Raw genomic sequence first — 17,114 nt, forward strand, 5'->3', positions numbered from 1 at the left:
GCGAAGCTGCTCGACCTCACGGACTGGAACGCGGTGCGCAGCGATGTCCTCGCCGGCCTCGGCCTGACCGCACCGCTCGAGCAGCACCTGGCCGAGTACACCGCGACGCTGGACGCCGGATGGCGGCAGCTGGCCCTGCGCATCGATGAAGCCGGCCCGGATGCCAGCGTCCGAGTGGTGCCCGATGGAGAAACAGGCCGGATCCGGCTGTCCGTGCAAAGGTTGGAGAAGCTGGGCGACCCTCCCTCGCTGATCGACCTGCGCAAGCGCGTCGCCGCGATGATGCCGGTCGTCGACCTGCCCGAACTGCTGATGGACGTGCACTCCTGGACCGCCATGCTCGACGCCTACACCCACGTCGGCGGGCTGGCCACCCGCATGGGCCAGCTCCCGGTGACCATGGCCGCGCTGCTGGTCGCCGACGCCTGCGACGTCGGCCTGGTCCCGGTGATCCACGCCGGCAACCAGCGCTGACACGCGACCGGCTCGCACGTGGACCAGAACTACATCCGGGCGGACACTCACGCCGCCGCCAACGCCAGACTGGTCAACTACCTACCGACTTGTGAGGCGGTTGCCTGGTCGCCTCAGTCGACGGGCTGCGGTTCCGGGTACCGGCTGCCATCCAACGTTCCCCCGCGGGCCGGGGGCGGGGGCAACGGAGACCCCACCGCGCAGATCTTGATCGGTTGGGCGGGGTCCATCACGAAGGGCGGGTCGGTAGGCTTGGCGTGATCATGGGGAGGGTCCTTGTCCTGGCCGGGCGCTGGTGCGTGGATAGTTGCCGCTACCTCGACGAATGCGAGCTGGGAGGTGGCCGCGGCGGCCATTTCCGCGGCGTCGAAGGCGCGGGTGGCGGTGCTTCATGTCGCCGACCGCAGACATGACGGCAACGCTCCTTCTCACCTGCTGAGGGAGAGCCTCGCAACGTACGTCGAGGTGCATGGCGGTGGGGCGGGCGCGCCACGGCCCGACGACCTCGTCGGGATCACCCGGGCCCTGGCACGGAACCATGACCTAGTCCTGGTGAGCGCAGCCCACGGCCTCCTCGTTCCGCTGGGTCGCGATGGCTGGACCCTCGCAGACCTGGCCTGGGCACTGCAGGCACCGGTCGTCGTGGTGACCGACTCTGGAGCGGACTCGATCAATCACACCACGCTTGCACTCGATGCGCTCGCCAGCCGTGACCTACCCGCCTCCGTCATCGCCATCGGCGACGGCGACGGCGATGGCTTCTCAGGGTTGCCGGTCAGGCTGGCCGGTCGAATTCCCGACAGCGCCGCTGGCCAGCCTCAACGGTTTCGCGCGGAGGCGGCAGGCTGGCTTGCCCCGTTGCTGCAGGCGACCGGCGGTACGGCGGCGGCTGCCCAGGACGCGCCCTCCCGGCCTGCCGCGGCCGAGCGGCCCGATGACGCGGCGCCGGCGGCGACGCGTGACGAAGAAGCGCCACGTTCGACGAGCATCGGCAAGCGGCTGCTGATCGCCCTGCTCGCGGTTTTTCTCCTGTTGGTGTTGCTACTCTGCGCCGTCACCAACCTGAGACCGGCGGGCAGAAACGTCGACGACGCGACCGGGTCCGTCGACCCGGGTTCCGAACGCCGGCCGGTGCCGTCCTATCGCGTTGTTCCCAGCACGGGCCGTGCGGACGTGCCGTCCCGGCCTTCGGCCGCCCAGGTCTGCCCGCAAAATGCCGGGACCGTGGTCGCCGCCGAGCCCGACGCGGCGACCACCGCCCGGGTCAACGCCGCCTGGAAACGCATCGAGAAATGGCTAGCGACGTATGCGCCCCGCACGCGGGCTTCGCTGCGGCCGCCTGCGCCACCGGAGCGGATCGCCGCGCTACAGGCACGGATGTCGGTCGCCTTCCCGGCTGATCTGGTGGCGTCGCTGCGGCGGCATGACGGAGTCGCGGCCCTTGACGGCTTTGATCTGCCACCGTTCTACCGACCGCTGCCACTCGACGAGATCGTGGGCGCCTGGGAGGTGACCTGTTCCGTCCTGGCGGGCGGACCATCGGATGATGACTGGTGGCACCAGGCTTTCGTGCCGTTCGCGACGGCGGGCGACGGCGGCTGTCTGCTGGTCGACGTGCGGCCCGGCGGGCATGGCAGGGTGGGCGAGTTCTACCCCGAGGAGGGCACCGGCTTCGACCGTTGGCCCGCGTCGATCGCGGAACTCTTGGAGGGTGTGGCGCGGTCGTTGGAGACTGGCGATCCCTACATGCAGCACTACCGCCCGGTCGTCAATGCCGACGGCCGCCTGGAATGGACGATCGAGACGCCGTAACGGCCCGGCCGACTGGTGAGATCGCCTGCTCAACTGTCGCGAGTTCGGCCTCCATGAGGCCGCCCTTGCCCACGTTTCCGTGACAGAACAGGTGGCTGCGGTCGCCGGCGCCACCGGTGCGATCAGCGCCCGGGGGATCAGCGCCAGGCCGGACGGCGTCTACCGGGCCGGCGCCACCTTGTCTTGACCGTCGGCCTGGGCTCCGGCCACCGCGTCGTCGGGCAGCTCGCCACGGCAGCGGGGGAACCGGCCGGTGCGCGTGTAGAACTTCAACCACAGGGGCGAAGACCAGCCTCGTGGCCTCATGCCGTCGTACGACGAGATCCATCTCGTCCGGGAGCAGCGTGCAGTGCTCCACCAGCGCATCGGTATCAAGGGGTGCTCTGCGCACGATCGCTCATCGTGCCGTCGCAACAGCACCCTCAGCAGAGATCAACTAATTGGCGGCCGATGACACGTTCGTCACCGGCACCTCAACAAGGAGGCGCTGCGACAGTGCGGCGAGGCCTGGTGCGCACGATGGCGAGGCCCTCGGCCGGTCCCGCGGCGGGCTGAGCGCGAAGATCCACTTCGCTGACCGACCCGGCCTACGGCTGGGTCGGCGAGTGCGAGAAGCGCTTCGGTACGCACCCGGTGCAGGTGGTCCACGAGTGGAACGCCGCAGCGCACGTCGCCGCGGCCGAGGGGATCCGGCCAAGCGGGCGTTCGCGCTCGACGAGCTGCAGACGCTGCTGGACTACGCCGACGAGCAGGTCACCCGGATCCGGGCGACGGGGCGTAAGGGCTGGCTGCCGGCGTTCCGCGACGCTGCCCTGTTCGAGGGAAGAAGAAAGCCACCACCGGCGAACCGAGCTGCCCGGAATGCCGGCGCGCTCCCGGGCGGGCCGCGCGTCCACACCAATTATCGGATTGCCGGTAACGATAATCCGATAATTGGTGTGGACAAAGCCGACAAACCGGCGGTACATCATAATGACTGTTATGTGTCCAAGGTGAGCGGCGGATGCGAGAAGACGCTCGTCAGCTTCATGCCCTGGCTCAGCGCACCTGATGTGGCGCAGTGAGGTTGACGCCTCGGCTCGATGGATCTGATGCCGGCTCAGTGAAAGTGGTGCCGTCGCTGTCTCACTGGCGTTCGCCAGGGCGAGCCGTTGGGATCCTGCTGGTTCGTCTCGTTCGAGCCGTGCCGGGGTGTCAGTAAGGATCTTGCGACCAGGGGCCAATTAGTTGATCTTCGATTGAATCCTTGAGTTTCGGGGCCGAAATCGGGCCGAGATCTGATCTATGGATGATCTTGGACGGGCATCCAACAGTCCATGGGCGGGGTCAAGGGGTGAGTGCAATCGTTAAGGCGTGATGAGTTGTGCGAGGCGTTGGGCCTGGCTGTCAGTCATCGCCGGGCAGCCCATCCGCGTGCTGGAAGCCCCGGATCACGATCACCACCAGCAACGGCACCCGCACCAGTGACTACCGGCTCCTGACCACGCTGCTCGACCCGGACCTCCACCCCGCCGCGTAGCTGATCACGCTCTACCACCAGCGCTGGGAGATCGAAACCGCCTACCTCGAACTGAAATCCAGCATCCTCGGCGGACGAGTCCTGCGAGCACGCACCCCTGACGGCGTCGATCAGGAAATCCACGCTCTGCTGATCACCTACCAGCTCCTGCGCACCGCGATGGTCGACGCCACCGACAGCCGTCCCGGTCTCGACCCGGACCGGGCCAGCTTCACCACCGCGCTGAACGCCGCCACAGCAACGAACGAGACTCCGCGACGCTACGGGTTATTTTCTGCAAGCCCTTAACTGAACGGCGTTGGCTCTAGTAGGAGCGGAAGTCGAATCGGGCCGCCGGGTGCGCGGCGGTGATCCGGTCCCGGACCGCCTCGGGCAGCCGGTTGTATCCGAGGTCGACCGCCGCCAGCTCGGGCAGCTCGTCGAACTCCGCCGGCAGGTCCTCGAGCTTGTTGAAGGACAGGTCCACGACGCGCAGCCGGCGGAACGCCCCGATCCCGGCGAGGTGTTCGGCCCGCAGCTCGCCGCGGTCCTTGTCCGGGCCCCACCGGTCGATCCGCAGCTCCTCCAGCGCGCCCAGCGTCATGCCGAACAGCTGCCGCAGCACGGAGTGCGCCGGCTGCGCCGGGTGCGGGCCGATCCGCCCGCTGAAGCCGAGCACCCGCAGGGCGGGCAGTTGGCCGAGGTCCGGCAGCGGGACCGTGACCAGGCCAAGGCTGTCGCCGAGGTCGAGCTCCTCGAGGCCGGTCAGCCGGAGCAGCCTGTCCGGGATCGCGTCGAAGTAGTTGCGGCTCAGGTCGAGGCGGCGCAGGTTCGGGAAGGTCGTGACGGCGTCGGGGAAGATTTTCAGGTACCCGCCGCCGCCGGCCGCCATGGACACCTCCTCGATGCCGGTCAGGCCGTGCGCGGACTCCGGGAACACGAGGTTGGTCCCGTCGGCGACCAGCCGCCGCAGCCCGACCAGGCCACCGAAGGAGTCCGGCAGCACCAGCGGCGCCACCCCGGGCACGTTCCGCCACGGGGTCGACCGCACCGGGCCGCCCGACATCGCGGAGATGTCCAGCTCCTCCAGCCCGGCGAGCCGGCCGACGGCCGCCGGCAGGGCGAGGGCGTCCCCGTCCCCGATCTTGTTGCCGGCCAGCCGTAGCACCCGGAGCGCAGCCAGGTCGCCGATCGAGTCGGGCAGGGCGGTCAGCCCGCAGTGGCACACCGACAGGTGCTCGAGCCGGATGAGTTTGCCGATCGCCTCGGGCAGTTCGCCGATCCGGTTGCCGTCCAGCACCAGGGTGCGCAGCCACGGCATCCGCAGCACCTCGGCGGGGAACCTTCGCAGGTCGCGCCCGGTCAGGTCGAGGTGCTCGACCCGGTCGGCCACCGCGCCGGACACGTGGTCGCGCGCCCGTTCGGACGCGATCCGGGCTCCGGGCCGCAGCACCGGCAGCCCGGCCCGCAGCCGGTCCAGGAACACGTCGAGCATCAGCTCCTGCTCGTCGGCGTCCACGACCTCGGGCACGAAGGCGTCGACGATGGCCTGCCCGGCGAAGTCAGCGTCCTCGGAGTCGCCGTAGTTGTCCACCAGGCGCGCGCCCGGGGCGGTCACGACGACCGGGTGGTCACGCTCGATCACCCACGGCGTGTCGACGGTACCGGCCTGGAGGGTACCTTCGCTGTGCTCGCCGTACACGAAGTGGGTGAAGGCGCCGTCGTGGATGGAGATCTCCGACCCGCCGCCCTCCAGGGTCTCGGCCTCGGTGCGACCGGCGACGTAGAGCCCGGGGTGCTCGTCGTACAGCGCAATCCGCCCGGTGACCGTCAGATCGCCGGTGACCACGATCAGCTCGACGGCGTCCTCGCGGTCCGCGGCGGACAGCTCGCGGACGGCGTCCAGGAAGTCCCCGTCGAGGGTCAGGTCGCCGTCGAAGAACAGCGTGCCGCCGTAGTTGCCGTCGAACGCGGCGGACAACGCGCCGCCCAGGCGGGTATCGGCATCGTCGAAGGACGTGAACACCTGGGTCGCGGGCTTCGCCACGCGGGTGATCATAGGGTACGCCCGCGCCAGCCGTGCGCACAGTCTATTGTGGAGAGACGGGTCGAGCCGTCCAACCGGGCGGCCTCCCGGGGGGTCAGACGGGCATCCTGTCCAGCAGATGCGCCTGCTCGCCGGCCACCGCCGCGTGCAGCATCGCGTGCATACGCATCCGCGCCGCCCGGCACGACGCTGGCCACCTGGTCCCGCAGCGTCGTCACACCCGGCAGCAGCGCCCCGTGCCGCGAGTACGCCCGCGCCAACAACCACAAGAACCGCAGGGCCAATCCGGACAAGGTCCGAGCCAACACCTCTGGTCCTGCTACCGAATCAGGCCGCAGGAGTACGACGCGCGGCGCGAGGCCCAGGACCACCGGTGCGCCATCTGCGGCAAACGCCAATTCCGCGACCGGAACGCTCAGTTGGACGCGGCGGGCCCGGGCTGGTGCGCTGGCGGCATGAACGTGCTGTTGTGGGTGACTCAGGCGTTGCTGGCTCTGCTCTTCCTGGTCGCCGGTGGGCTCAAGGTGCTTCGGCCGCCCGCGGCGTTGCGCGGCATGATGCCGTGGGTGGAGGACGTCTCCCGGTCGACAGTCGTCGGTATCGGCGTCGTGGAGCTCCTCGGGGCCGTCGGCCTGATCCTGCCCGGCGCGACCGGCATGGCGCCCTTTCTCGCCCCACTGGCCGCCATCGGCTTCGCGGTCCCATGATCGGTGCGACCGGCACGCATCTGCGCCGGGGCGAAGGCCGACTCATCGGCGGCAACCTGGTGGTGCTGCTGCTGGCCGGCTTTGTCGCCTACGGACGACTGGGGCCGTGGCCGATGTGACGGGGAGAGCCGGAGGTGTACGCCGACCTCCACGAGCGGTTCTCCCCTGGGAACCCCGACTGAGGTCATCCGCCGATCGAGGACGACGTGCGTATCGCCGACGAGGGTTGGGGACTGGTCGACGATCCCGGCGGTGCCCGGCCGCGGTCAGGGTCGCTTCGGGTGGGCGCGTCCGAGGGCACCGGCTCTGCCCCACCGTCCGGGGATGTGGAGCAGTTCGATCCGGCCCATGCTCGGGGGCACGGCCGGTCTGGTCACCAGGTGCTCGCCGCGTGGCTCCATGCCGAGCATGGTTCGCAGCAGCAACAGGGGCGTGCCGGTGGACCACGCCTGCGGGCTGCACGCCGTGGGGTACAGCACCGGATATCTGGTCAGCGTCCGCTCGTATCCGCCGAACGCCTCGGGCAGCCGCCCGTCGAAGTGTTCCGCGGCGTCGATGATCCCCTCGGCGATGTGCCCGGCCTCCTGGTGGAACCCGTAGCGGCGTAGCCCCCAGGCGATGAACGAGTTGTCGAACGGCCACACCGTGCCGACGTGGTAGCCGATCGGGTTGTAGCGTCCCTCGCCGCTGCCGAGGGTCCGTACTCCCCAGCCGGAGAACAGTTCGGGGCCGAGCAGGTGTTCGGCGATCTTTCCAGCTCGGGATTCGTCGACGATGCCGCTCCAGAGCAGGTGGCCGATGTTCGAGGAAAGGGCGTCGACCTGGCGGCCGTCGCCGTCGAGGGCGAGGGCGTAGTACTCGCCGTCGGAAACCCAGAAGTCACGGTTGAAGCGTTCCTTGAGGTCGGCCGCCTCCCGTTCGAGGCGGTCGGCGTACGCGGGGTCGTGCCAGAACTCGCGGGCCAGCCGCGCACCGCGGATCTTGGCGTCGTACGCGTAGCCCTGCAACTCACACGTCGCCCGGGGCAGGCCGGCCAGCCGCCCGTCCCGGAACGAGATCGAGTCCCAGGAGTCCTTCCAGCACTGGTTCTCCAGCCCGTTGCGTTCGTTGCGGCGCTGGTACCAGACGTAGCCGTCGCCCATGATGTCGCCGTACTCGTCGATCCAGCGCAGGGCGGCTCTCGCGGAACGCTCGAGAGACCGCACCAGGGCGCTGTCGCCGGTCCACCGCTCGTATTCGTCGAGCAGGATGACGTAGAGAGGTGTCGCGTCGGCGCTACCGAAGTACGGCGAATGCGGCTGCTCCTCGAACGCGGTCGTCTCCCCGTACCGCATCTCGTGGAGAATCTTCCCCGGCTCCTCCTCCCGGAAGTCGTGCAGGACGACACCCTGCCTCAGGGCGAGCATGTGCAGCGTCGTGGCGGCGAGATCGGGCGCGAACGGCAGCGCCTGGATGCTGGTGAGGATGCTGTCCCGGCCGAAGATCGCCATGAACCACGGCAGGCCGGCGGCGGGGATGGCATGTGCGCCGGCGGCCAGCGGCGCGAAACGCAGCGCGGAGAGGTCAGCCAGGCTGCGCCGGTAGGTCGTCGCCAACGTGGGGGAGTCGCAGGTGAGGCGGGGCGCCTCCGCGAGCCAGTCGGCCAGGTCCTGTCGTATCTCCGCTCGAGTTCGGCCGGGTCTGCCCTCCAGGCTCTCCCGAAGGTCGCGTCCGCCCAGGCCCAGCGCCTGCACGTGCAGGTTGGTGATCCACTGGCCGTGCGGTCCGAGCCGAACGTCGTACGTCAGCCCCTGCTCGTCGACGCGGGCCGGCGCGGTGGACGAGACCAGGGTCTCCCGGCAGAACCCCTCCCGCTGATAGCCGAGGCGTAGGCACCCGGCGTCGATCCGGGTGTAGTACGTCCCGGACTTGTTCCGCACGTCCTTGATCTCGAAGAGGTCGGCGAAGTCGCTCTCGACGTCGATCCGGATCCGCAGGTCGACGGGCTCGGGTTCGTGGTTGATCACCGTCAGCCGCTCGGTGAAGCTTCCACCGATGGAGCGGTCGCGAACCGCCGAAACACCGACGTCGACGAGCGGACTGGGGAGGGCCGGAGCGACGACCATTCGACTCTCGAAGAATTCGATTTCCTCGACGGTGAGCGCGTTCACCCGCTCGTCGTTGATGGACAGGATCCATTTCGACAGGAATCGCGTGTCGAACGAGAAGAAACCGGTCGGGATGGTGGGGGACGCGTCGATGTCGCCCGTCTCCTCGCTGACCACGAACGTGTTGCCGTCCAGCAGCCGGACGAGGCCGTCGCTCATGCCACACGTCTCCGCTCACGGCCGAAGTCCCGAGGGTGGCGGGCTCCGGGCGGCGCCGGTATGAGCCGGCCGAAGACACGGAACAGCCGGACATCACCCTCCGTTCTGATCTCGTTGCGCAACCACGCCGGGTACATCTGTGCCTGGCCGCCGATGATCCGGTCGAAGGTCGCCCGGCTGCCGTAGAAGACGCAGTCGGCCTCGCCCCCATCCCGGGAAACGCGGACATCGCCCCGTTCGATCTCCACGAACCAGCGGTCGACGCCCTGCTCGTGCGTGAGTTCGAACCGCATGGTCGCGGTGGCGTCCTCGACGAGGGTTTCGTGGCCGCGACGGGCGAGCGCCTGGAAGAAGCTCGTGGTGGGATCCGACACGTCCGCCTCCCTCCGGTGGGTGCCGGGCCAGGATGAGCCGCGTACCCACCCTGACCGGGAGCTAGGCGCTGCCGCACCACCCGGATCGGGTGAATTTTCCGCGTCGCTCGCGGCCGCAGCCCAGGTTTCATCCGTTCCGGGTGAGGCCGGCCCACCCAGGCGCGAACGACGCTGCTCCTCGTCACGGCGGATTTCTACGGGGGTGGTGCCATGTCGGAGGCGACCAGGACGTTCTTCGAGGCGCTGGAACGACACGGCCACGAACGCCTGCTGAAGAAGACGGACGGCACCATACGCTTCGACCTCGAGCGCGGCCGCGAGGTCGACCACTGGTTCGTGGAGATCCGCGGCGGCGCCGTCCGGGTGTCACAGCAGAACCGCGATGCCGACATCGCCATCCGCTCCGACAACGACTTCTTCGACCGGATGGCGCGCGGCGAGGCCAAACCGCTCCCGGCCTGGCTGAGGAACGACATCACGTTCGAGGGACAATTCCGGCTCATCATCCTGCTGGAGCGGCTCTTCGCGCCGCCGCCCGGCGCGCGTCACCCGCGCATCGCCGCCCGTGACCGTGGGAGGCAGGGTTGAAGGCCGACAGCGTCAGAATTCTCGACGGCAACATCTTCGTGCTGAGCGACGGCAGTGGCGACATAGACGCGAAGCCCGCCGTCCCGTGCGGGTACTTCGCCTTCGACACCCGGTTCCTCTCGCGGTGGCTGCTGACCATCAACGGCGAACGGGTCAGCCCGCTGGCCATGGACGATTCGTCGTACTTCGAGGTGCGGTTCTTCCTGGTGCCCGGGGCTCCGACGCACTACGTGGACGCCAAGGTCTCGGTGATCCGGGAACGATCGGTGGTCGGCAGCTTCGAGGAGCGGTTGACGGTGCTCAACCATTCCGGGGAACCGGCCGAGTTCACGGTCCGGGTGGACGCGGCCTGCGACTTCATCCCGCTGAACGTCGTCGGACAGGACCGTACGCCACCCGGTCGGCTGTACCGGCGCGTCGAGGACGGGCGCCTGCACCTCGGCTACGTGCGGGAGAAGTTCCGGCGGGAGACGGTGATCTCCACGACTGAGCCGGCGCAGGTCGACGAAGAGGGGCTGACCTTCCACATCCGGATCGAACCGCACGGTCGGTGGGCCACGACGTTGCATGTCCGGGGGCTGGTGCTGCGCCCCGACGGTCAGGACATTCGAGACCACGTGCATCCCAGCCGCGTGCAACGTGACAGGGCGGAGCTTGAGGGCGACCTGCGGCAGTGGCTCGGCAAGGCCCCGCAGCTGAGCTGCGACTGGAAGCCACTGGAGCGGACGTACCGGCGCAGCCTGGTCGACCTTGCCGCGCTCCGGTTCTCGCCGTTGACGCTACCGGCCGAGCCGCTGCCCGCGGCGGGGCTGCCCTGGGACGCCACCCTCACCGGCCGCGCCCCCATCCTCACCAGCCTGCAGGTGTTGCCGTTCGTACCGGACATGGCCGTCAACACCCTGCGGATGCTCGGCATCGACCAGGGCAGCGTGCTCGACGACGTGCTGGACGAGGAGCCGGGCAAGATCCTGCGCGAGTTCCGCTACGGCGAGCTGGTCGCGTTCGAGGAACGCCCGCACGCGCCGTACTTCGGTGCCGCCGACAGCACCCCCCTCTACGTGATCCTGCTCGACGAGTACGAGCGGTGGACGGGGAACGCCGCCGTGGTGCGCGAGTTCGAGGACGAGGCGCGCGCGGCGCTGCACTGGATCGACGAGTACGGCGACATCATGGGCGACGGCTACGTCTGGTACCAGCGCCGCAACGAGCGGACCGGGCTGGAGAACCAGTGCTGGAAGGAAACCGCGAACGCGATCTCGTTCCGGGACGGCCGGTTGCCCAGACTGCCCCGGGCGACGTGTGAGTTGCAGGGCTACGCGTACGACGCCAAGATCCGCGGTGCACGGCTGGCCCGCGAGTTCTGGCACGACCCCGCGTACGCCGACCGCCTCGAACGGGAGGCGGCCGACCTCAAGGAACGCTTCAACCGCGACTTCTGGGTCGCCGACGGCGAGTACTACGCCCTCGCCCTCGACGGCGACGGCCGCCAGGTCGACGCGCTCTCCTCGAACATCGGCCACCTGCTCTGGAGCGGCATCGTCGACGAATCCCGAGCACCGAAGATCGCCGAACACCTGCTCGGCCCCGAACTGTTCTCCGGCTGGGGGGTACGCACCCTCGCGCAGGGGCAGGGACGCTACAACCCGCTCGGCTACCACGTCGGCACGGTGTGGCCGTTCGACAACTCGTTCATCGCCTGGGGACTGCGGCGCTACGGCTTCGACGAGGAGGCCGGGCGCATCGCCGAGGGGATCATCGACGCGTCCCGGCATTTCCAGGGGCGCCTTCCGGAGGCGTTCGGCGGATACGACCGCGAGTTGACCCGGCACCCCGTCCAGTATCCCGCGGCGAACAGCCCACAGGCCCTGGCCACCGGGGCGCCCCTGCTGCTGGTGCGTACGCTGCTCGGTCTCGAGCCGTACGGGGATGACCTGGTGGTCGCGCCGGCACTGCCCGAACGGTTCGGTCGGATCGAACTGCTCGACATTCCCGGGCGGTGGGGCCGCGTCGACGCCATCGGCAACGTGAGGTCCCCGGAGGCGAACGCGGTCGGCGGCTGAGCCAGGCGACGTCGCGTCCGGGGGTCCAGGAACGGTGGGCCCCGCGGCGCTGTTCCTCACCCACGGCGCGCCGCGGGAGGCGGTCAGGCGCGCGCGCCGCCGAAGCCCAGCAGGACGGCGAGGCCCAGGGCGCTGCGCGGGGCGTACGGCACCCGCCACAGGCCGCCGTGCGCCGCGGCGTACGCCTCGTCCTGCCACGGGTGCGGCAGCGACGGCCCGCCGGTGCGCAGGGCGTGCACCAGCAGCGCGGCCATCAGCGTGTTGCTGGTCGCCGGCTCGAACACCTCGATGCCGAACCGGTGCGCGCCCGCGTACGCGGCGGCCAGCGCGCGGTTGCGCAGCACCGAGCGGGTGCGGGTGGGCGGCGCCACCGCGAACGACACGGTGGACCCGGCGTCGCGGGCCACCGTCGCCCGCCACCGCTGCAGCCGCTTCGCCAGCGCGTAGTTGGGTCCCTGCTGCGGGACGAGGCTGTCGTTGACGCCGGGGTCGACGCCCGGCGGGTAGTTGCGGTGCAGGAGCCTGCCCCCGGAGGCGACCCGCAGCGACCGGCGAACGATCCCGCGCGCCGCGTAGCCCCGTTCGGCGTGGCGTACCGCGTCGCCGGGGACGGCGAAGACGTCGGTGGGGGTGGCCAGGAAGGCGAGCGCCACGTCGTCGCGGCGGTCCTGCAGCCGCAGCGTGAGCGCGTCGACGGCCGTGGCGACCCGGACGTTGGTCGCGCCGTCGGCGTAGACGTAGTTGCCGAGCACGAGCCGGCCGTCGACGCCGAGCAACCAGTCGGCCACCTGCGGGAGGTTGTGCAGCAGGTCGGCGCCGGCGTGGGCGGCCAGCGCCTCGTCGTCGGGGCCGGTGCCGGCGGGCACGGGCAGGTGGAGCCGGCCGCCGTAGCGGCGCGTCGTGTGCAGCAGCCGCCGCCAGATCTCCGGCCGCGGCAGGTCGACGGCGACCACGTCGCCGCCCCAGCGCAGCACGGACGGCAGCGGGCCCATCTCGGCGCCCGCGCCGAGCACCACGATGCGCTGGTCGCGCAGGTCGAGCCAGTCGGGGTTCGTCATGACGGCGCGTACGGCCTCGGCGCAGGACGGTTCGACGACGCCGGCGGTGACCCAGGCGTCGAGCCGGCGGCGCAGTTCGTCGCCGCGCAGCCGCTGGCCCCGGTACGGCAGGGACAGCTCGCGTTGCACCTCACCGGTGCCGGCGACCGTCGCGGTGTGCAGCGGCGCGACGTCGGTGGCGGTGGTGAACACCTCGCCGAGGCCGATCTCGGTGCCGTCGGCGCGGACCACGGTCATCCGGCTGTGCAGCGCAGCGAGCCCGTTCCGGGCGATGGTGACCGCGGCGTCGCGGGAGAGTAGTCCGGCCTCGACGAGCCGCCGGAAGTGCCCGAGGTATCCGTGCCGCCAGTTCGTCTCGTGTTCGGCTGAGCGCGCGCCGACCGCGTCGACGGCACGCAGCGCGTCGGCGACGACGGCCCGCCCGAGCGCGGAGGTGCTGCGCCCCGCGTCGGTCTTGGGGAACACCACCCCGGTCGGACCCTCCACGGCCACCGTCCCTTCCGCCCGGCCCGTCGGGCCGCCCTCGGTCGTCGGGTGCCACTCTGCCGTACCCGGCTGCGCGGCGCAGAGCGGGCCCTGCGCCGCGACCGGGCCCGACGCGGGCGTACGGGCCGCGAGTCGCCAGAGCCGGCCCCCGGTCGCCGGTCAGCCGCGGTGGCGTACCTCGGTGTCCCAGATCGCGGCCCACGGACGCCGCAGGCCGCGGCAGACCCAGATCGGCCCGCCGTTCTCGTCGTTGTCGACCTCGATCCGCTGATCCACCCGGCCGGCGAGGGTGACCTCGGTGAACCAGCCGCGCAGCCGGTCCGGCCGTGCGAACCCGACCGCGAGCACCACGTCGGCGGTTTCCGGGGGGCGGCCGAAGGCGGCCATGCTGTTGTGGCCGGAGTAGGCGGGCGGCAGGTCGCGCGCCGGGCCGTAGCGGGCCACGGCGCCGGCCTCGCCGTAGTTGGCGGTGAGGATGACGGCCCGCTGCCGCTGGTCGGCGGGCAGGCCACGGTGGACGGTGGCGAGCGAGTCGGCGAAGGCAGGCCAGCCGATGGTCTCGCCGGCGTCGTAGTTGGCGGCGACGACGAAGCCGGGCAGCCGGTCGGCGGGCAGGACGGGCAGCAGCAGCACCGCGCTGCTGACGGCGGTCAGCACGGCGCCCACGGTCAGCAGGGCCCGGCGCGGCAGGGCGCGACCCCGGGCGGCCCAGCCGGCGGTGACGACCGCCCCGGCGGCGGTGAGCACCAGCAGCAGCGGGGCGTCGTAGTAGCCCTTGCCGCCGGCGAGCAGCACGATGGCGACCACCACGAGCCAGGCCCACCCGACGGCCCGATACGCCCGCCAGGCCGGCCGGCGCAGCAGCGTCACCAGCCCGGCGACCCAGATCGGCACCGTGAAGGGGCTGATGATGACGACCTGGAGGACGAGCGCGTCGAGCCGGCCACTGTAGGAGCTGTCGCCGTCGGCGATCGAGGCGGCCACCGACAGTTGTGGGAAGTCGTGTGCCGCCTGCCATGTCACGGTGGGCGCGGCGAGCAGCAGGAAGAGGGCCGCGGCAGCGAGCACCCACCGGTCGCGCAGGAGCGGCCGCGGTCCGGCGATCAGGAGCCCGGCCAGCAGGCCCACGGCGAGCAGGGCCGGCAGCAGCTTGTTGAGCATGCCGACGCCGAGCGCGAGCCCGACGCCGAGCGCCCAGCGGCTGTCCCCGGTGCGCAGCATCCGCACCGTGCCCAGGGCGGCCGCCAACCAGAGCAGCAGGTCGACGCTGGTGGTGCTGAGCAGGTGACCGCCGGCGAGGACGATGCCGGCGGTCGCGGCGAGAAACGCGGCGTACGTCTGCGCGCCTCGCCCGGCGCCGAACTCGCGGGCGATCGCGGCGACCAGCAGGACCGCGGCGCCGCCGATCAGCGCCGACGGGGTGCGCAGCGCCACCAGGCTGCCCGGGGCGATCGTGTCCGTCAGCCGGGCCAGCGCCGGGACCAGGGGGCCCTGGTCGACGTAGCCCCAGTCGAGGTGCCGGCCGCAGAGCAGGAAGTACAGCTCGTCGCGGTGGTAGCCGTAGCGGCCGGACAGCAGCAGGAGCACCGCCGTCGTGGCCGCCGCGACTGCCCAGGGGCCGGTGGCCCGGGGACCACGTGCGGCGGGACGGCCGTCCGCGGGCGTCGCGCGGTGGGGTGTCCGGGTGGCGACGTCGGCGACGGGATCGGCCATCCGCACATCATCGCCCCGCACGGCCGGCCCGCGCTGCCCCCGTCGGGGTGGATCCCGCGGGCGTCCGCGCCGGCTGCCCGCGGCGGGTCAGGTCCGTGTCGGGACGCGCAGTCGGCCGTCGACCATCTCGGCGACCTCGTCGACGCGGTCGAGGTGCCCCCGGTCGTGGGTGACCAGGACGGTGGCGGTGCCGCGCTGCCGGGTGAGTTCGGTGAGCAGGTCGATGACGGCCGCGCCGCGCTCGTGGTCCAGCGCGCTGGTGGGCTCGTCGACGAGCAGCACCGCCGGGTCGTTCATCAGGGCGCGGGCGATGTTGACCCGCTGGCGTTGCCCGCCGGAGAGCTGGTGCGGACGGCGGTCGGCCTGCCCGGTCAGCCCTACCGCGGCCAGTAGGCGGGCGGCGCGGTCGCGTCCGGCGCGGCGGGAGCCGCCGCTGAGGTGGGCGATCACCTGCAACTGTTCGGCGGCGGTCAGCGAGGCGATGAGGTTGGGCTGCTGGAAGACGATTCCGACCTTCGCGCGTCGCAGGGCGGTCGTCTGGCGCCGGCTGAGGCCGGTGGTGTCGGTGCCGGCGATGACGATCCGACCCGAGTCGGGGTTGATCAGGGTGGCGGCCACCGCCAGCAGGCTGGACTTGCCGGACCCGGACGGGCCGATGACGGCGGTGGTGGTGCCGGCCGGCACGCTCAGGTTGACGCGGTCGAGCGCGGTCAGCCGGGTGTCCCCGTCGGGGTAGGTCAGTGTGACGTCGGACAGTTCGAGGCTCATCGGGCGCTCCCCAGGGCGGTCAGCGGGTCGACGGAGGTGATACGGCGGACGGAGAGGGCGGCGCCGGCAGCGCCGAGCGCGATCGTCACGGCGGCCGGCAGCAGGACGGATCCGGCGGTGAGCGCGAACGGCACGGTGCCGGCCGCCGCGGCGCCGATCGCGACGGCGAGCGCGGTGCCGACGGCCGTGCCGGCGAGCAACAGCGCCAGGGCCTGCCCGAGGGCGTCGCGCAGCAGGTGGCCGGTGGTGGCGCCGAGCGCCTTCAGCACGGCGATGTCGGGGCCGCGCTGGATGGTCCACACGGTGAAGAACGCGCCGATGACCAGGGCGGAGATCGCGAACAGCATGCCGCGCATGAGCTGGAGCGAGCCGTTCTCGGCGGTGTGCGAGCCGATCGCGGACAGCGCCGCCGTGCGGGTCACGGTGCGGGTGTCCAGCTGCCGGTCGGCGTCGGCCAGGTCGGCGTCGGGGGCGGTGGTCAGCGCGATGACGGTGGCGGAGTCGTCGGCGGCGCCGGGGGCCAGGTGCTGCCAGTCGGCCAGGTCGGTCCAGATGACCGGGGTGTGGCTGTGGGAGGCGTCGCCGGCCACCGTGGCGACGGTCAGTCGCCGACCGCCGACGACCACGTCCTGGCCGGGCCGGGCGGCCAGGGCCTCGGCCGCTCCCTCGGACAGCACGGCCTGCCCGGCGGAGACGGCGCCGGGGGCCAGGTGCGAGTCGGCCGTGACGCCGAACGCGGACAGCGCGGCGGTGCGGTCGCCGGCGCTGACCCTGGTGGTGGTGATGCCGAGTGGGGCGGCGCTGCGCACCCCCGGGACGGCCCGCCAGCGCAGCCACTGCTCCCGGTTGACGGTCGACTCGGTGAAGGAGAGCTTCTGCCCGTCGGCCGGAGCGGAGAACACAAGGTGGTCGGCGGGCAGGTCGGTGATGGCCGAGGTGCTGTCCCGGCCCAGCCCGGCGGTCAGGCCGGACAGCAGGACGACCAGCAGCGTCATCAGCGTCACGACCGTTCCCATCAGGGCGAACCGGCCCTTGGCGAACCGCAGATCTCTCCACGCGACGAACACGAGCGCAGCAACCTTCCGTTGGTGGGTGGGCCACGGTGGCGGCCCGGCACCAACCCTCGCCCGATCCACGCCGGTCGGCATCGCGCCGCGGATCGGGCCGGTGGCGTCGAAGTGCGCACGCAAGGATCAACCCTTTGGTTGATGGCGGCGGCCGTG

General features: G+C 71.3%; 15 protein-coding genes. 8 read left to right on the top strand and 7 right to left on the bottom strand.

All coding sequences use genetic code 11. The annotated features are described in order from the left end of the window. Positions 1–33 precede the first annotated feature (33 nt). The 4 genes from ABT006_RS12040 (at position 34) to ABT006_RS12055 (ending at position 4,093) form a co-directional block, all read left to right on the top strand. Positions 34–474, top strand: a complete 441-nt coding sequence (locus ABT006_RS12040) for a hypothetical protein (RefSeq protein ID WP_350705505.1) — start codon at positions 34–36, stop codon at positions 472–474. A 339-nt stretch (positions 475–813) separates the two neighbouring features. Next, positions 814–2,286: an SMI1/KNR4 family protein gene (locus ABT006_RS12045; protein WP_350705507.1), complete on the top strand. Its 1,473-nt coding sequence runs from the start codon at positions 814–816 to the stop codon at positions 2,284–2,286. Positions 2,287–2,936: 650 nt separating this feature from the next. Then, positions 2,937–3,350, top strand: coding sequence for a hypothetical protein (locus ABT006_RS12050; protein WP_350705509.1), 414 nt, complete (start codon positions 2,937–2,939; stop codon positions 3,348–3,350). A gap of 518 nt (positions 3,351–3,868) precedes the next feature. Next, complete coding sequence (locus ABT006_RS12055; protein WP_350705691.1) at positions 3,869–4,093, top strand: hypothetical protein; 225 nt, start codon at positions 3,869–3,871, stop codon at positions 4,091–4,093. Positions 4,094–4,109: 16 nt separating this feature from the next. On the opposite strand, the gene ABT006_RS12060 is transcribed toward ABT006_RS12055, so the two are convergent. Beyond that, positions 4,110–5,831 carry a leucine-rich repeat domain-containing protein gene (locus tag ABT006_RS12060; protein ID WP_350705511.1) on the bottom strand — a complete coding sequence of 574 codons (1,722 nt, stop codon included), beginning with the start codon at positions 5,829–5,831 and terminating at the stop codon, positions 4,110–4,112. A 455-nt stretch (positions 5,832–6,286) separates the two neighbouring features. On the opposite strand from ABT006_RS12060, the gene ABT006_RS12065 reads away from it, so the two are divergent. Next, positions 6,287–6,538, top strand: coding sequence for a DoxX family protein (locus ABT006_RS12065; RefSeq protein WP_350705512.1), 252 nt, complete (start codon positions 6,287–6,289; stop codon positions 6,536–6,538). Further along, complete coding sequence (locus ABT006_RS12070) at positions 6,535–6,657, top strand: hypothetical protein (protein ID WP_350705514.1); 123 nt, start codon at positions 6,535–6,537, stop codon at positions 6,655–6,657. Before ABT006_RS12065 ends, ABT006_RS12070 begins: the two co-directional genes overlap by 4 nt. 147 nt (positions 6,658–6,804) lie before the next feature. Here the strand turns inward: ABT006_RS12070 and ABT006_RS12075 are convergent, their stop codons facing one another. Further along, positions 6,805–8,844: an amylo-alpha-1,6-glucosidase gene (locus ABT006_RS12075; protein ID WP_350705515.1), complete on the bottom strand. Its 2,040-nt coding sequence runs from the start codon at positions 8,842–8,844 to the stop codon at positions 6,805–6,807. After that, positions 8,841–9,218 carry an SCP2 sterol-binding domain-containing protein gene (locus ABT006_RS12080; protein WP_350705517.1) on the bottom strand — a complete coding sequence of 126 codons (378 nt, stop codon included), beginning with the start codon at positions 9,216–9,218 and terminating at the stop codon, positions 8,841–8,843. Before ABT006_RS12080 ends, ABT006_RS12075 begins: the two co-directional genes overlap by 4 nt. A gap of 210 nt (positions 9,219–9,428) precedes the next feature. Here ABT006_RS12080 and ABT006_RS12085 point away from each other — a divergent pair, with 210 nt between their 5' ends. Both ABT006_RS12085 and ABT006_RS12090 read left to right on the top strand, forming a co-directional pair. Continuing rightward, on the top strand, positions 9,429–9,806 hold the full coding sequence (locus ABT006_RS12085) for an SCP2 sterol-binding domain-containing protein (RefSeq protein WP_350705519.1): 378 nt from the start codon (positions 9,429–9,431) through the stop codon (positions 9,804–9,806). Then, entirely contained in the window at positions 9,803–11,866 is a 2,064-nt protein-coding gene (locus ABT006_RS12090; protein ID WP_350705521.1) for an amylo-alpha-1,6-glucosidase, read from the top strand. Before ABT006_RS12085 ends, ABT006_RS12090 begins: the two co-directional genes overlap by 4 nt. Positions 11,867–11,949: 83 nt before the next feature. Here the strand turns inward: ABT006_RS12090 and ABT006_RS12095 are convergent, their stop codons facing one another. The 4 genes from ABT006_RS12095 to ABT006_RS12110 all read right to left on the bottom strand — a co-directional run bounded on the left by ABT006_RS12095 (position 11,950) and on the right by ABT006_RS12110 (position 16,958). Then, complete coding sequence (locus ABT006_RS12095; protein WP_350705523.1) at positions 11,950–13,410, bottom strand: hypothetical protein; 1,461 nt, start codon at positions 13,408–13,410, stop codon at positions 11,950–11,952. Positions 13,411–13,569: 159 nt separating this feature from the next. After that, a complete protein-coding gene (locus ABT006_RS12100; protein ID WP_350705525.1) occupies positions 13,570–15,123 on the bottom strand; it encodes a glycosyltransferase family 39 protein in 1,554 nt (517 codons plus the stop codon). Between the two features lie 87 nt (positions 15,124–15,210). After that, a complete protein-coding gene (locus tag ABT006_RS12105; protein WP_350705527.1) occupies positions 15,211–15,891 on the bottom strand; it encodes an ABC transporter ATP-binding protein in 681 nt (226 codons plus the stop codon). Then, positions 15,888–16,958 (bottom strand): ABC transporter permease, encoded by a 1,071-nt coding sequence (locus ABT006_RS12110; RefSeq protein ID WP_350705529.1) that lies wholly within the window; start codon positions 16,956–16,958, stop codon positions 15,888–15,890. The genes ABT006_RS12105 and ABT006_RS12110 overlap by 4 nt, the downstream gene beginning before the upstream one ends. Between the last annotated feature and the right edge of the window lie 156 nt (positions 16,959–17,114).

Origin of the sequence: Micromonospora sp. NPDC002717 (genome assembly GCF_040295705.1) — a bacterium.
GTDB lineage: Bacteria > Actinomycetota > Actinomycetes > Mycobacteriales > Micromonosporaceae > Micromonospora.

Coding starts and splice junctions, on each gene's coding strand:
- ABT006_RS12065 (WP_350705512.1), top strand. CDS start 6,287: ATGAACGTGCTGTTGTGGGTGACTCAGGCGTTGCTGGCTCTGCTCTTC.
- ABT006_RS12070 (WP_350705514.1), top strand. CDS start 6,535: ATGATCGGTGCGACCGGCACGCATCTGCGCCGGGGCGAAGGCCGACTC.
- ABT006_RS12075 (WP_350705515.1), bottom strand. CDS start 8,844: ATGAGCGACGGCCTCGTCCGGCTGCTGGACGGCAACACGTTCGTGGTC.
- ABT006_RS12085 (WP_350705519.1), top strand. CDS start 9,429: ATGTCGGAGGCGACCAGGACGTTCTTCGAGGCGCTGGAACGACACGGC.
- ABT006_RS12100 (WP_350705525.1), bottom strand. CDS start 15,123: ATGGCCGATCCCGTCGCCGACGTCGCCACCCGGACACCCCACCGCGCG.
- ABT006_RS12105 (WP_350705527.1), bottom strand. CDS start 15,891: ATGAGCCTCGAACTGTCCGACGTCACACTGACCTACCCCGACGGGGAC.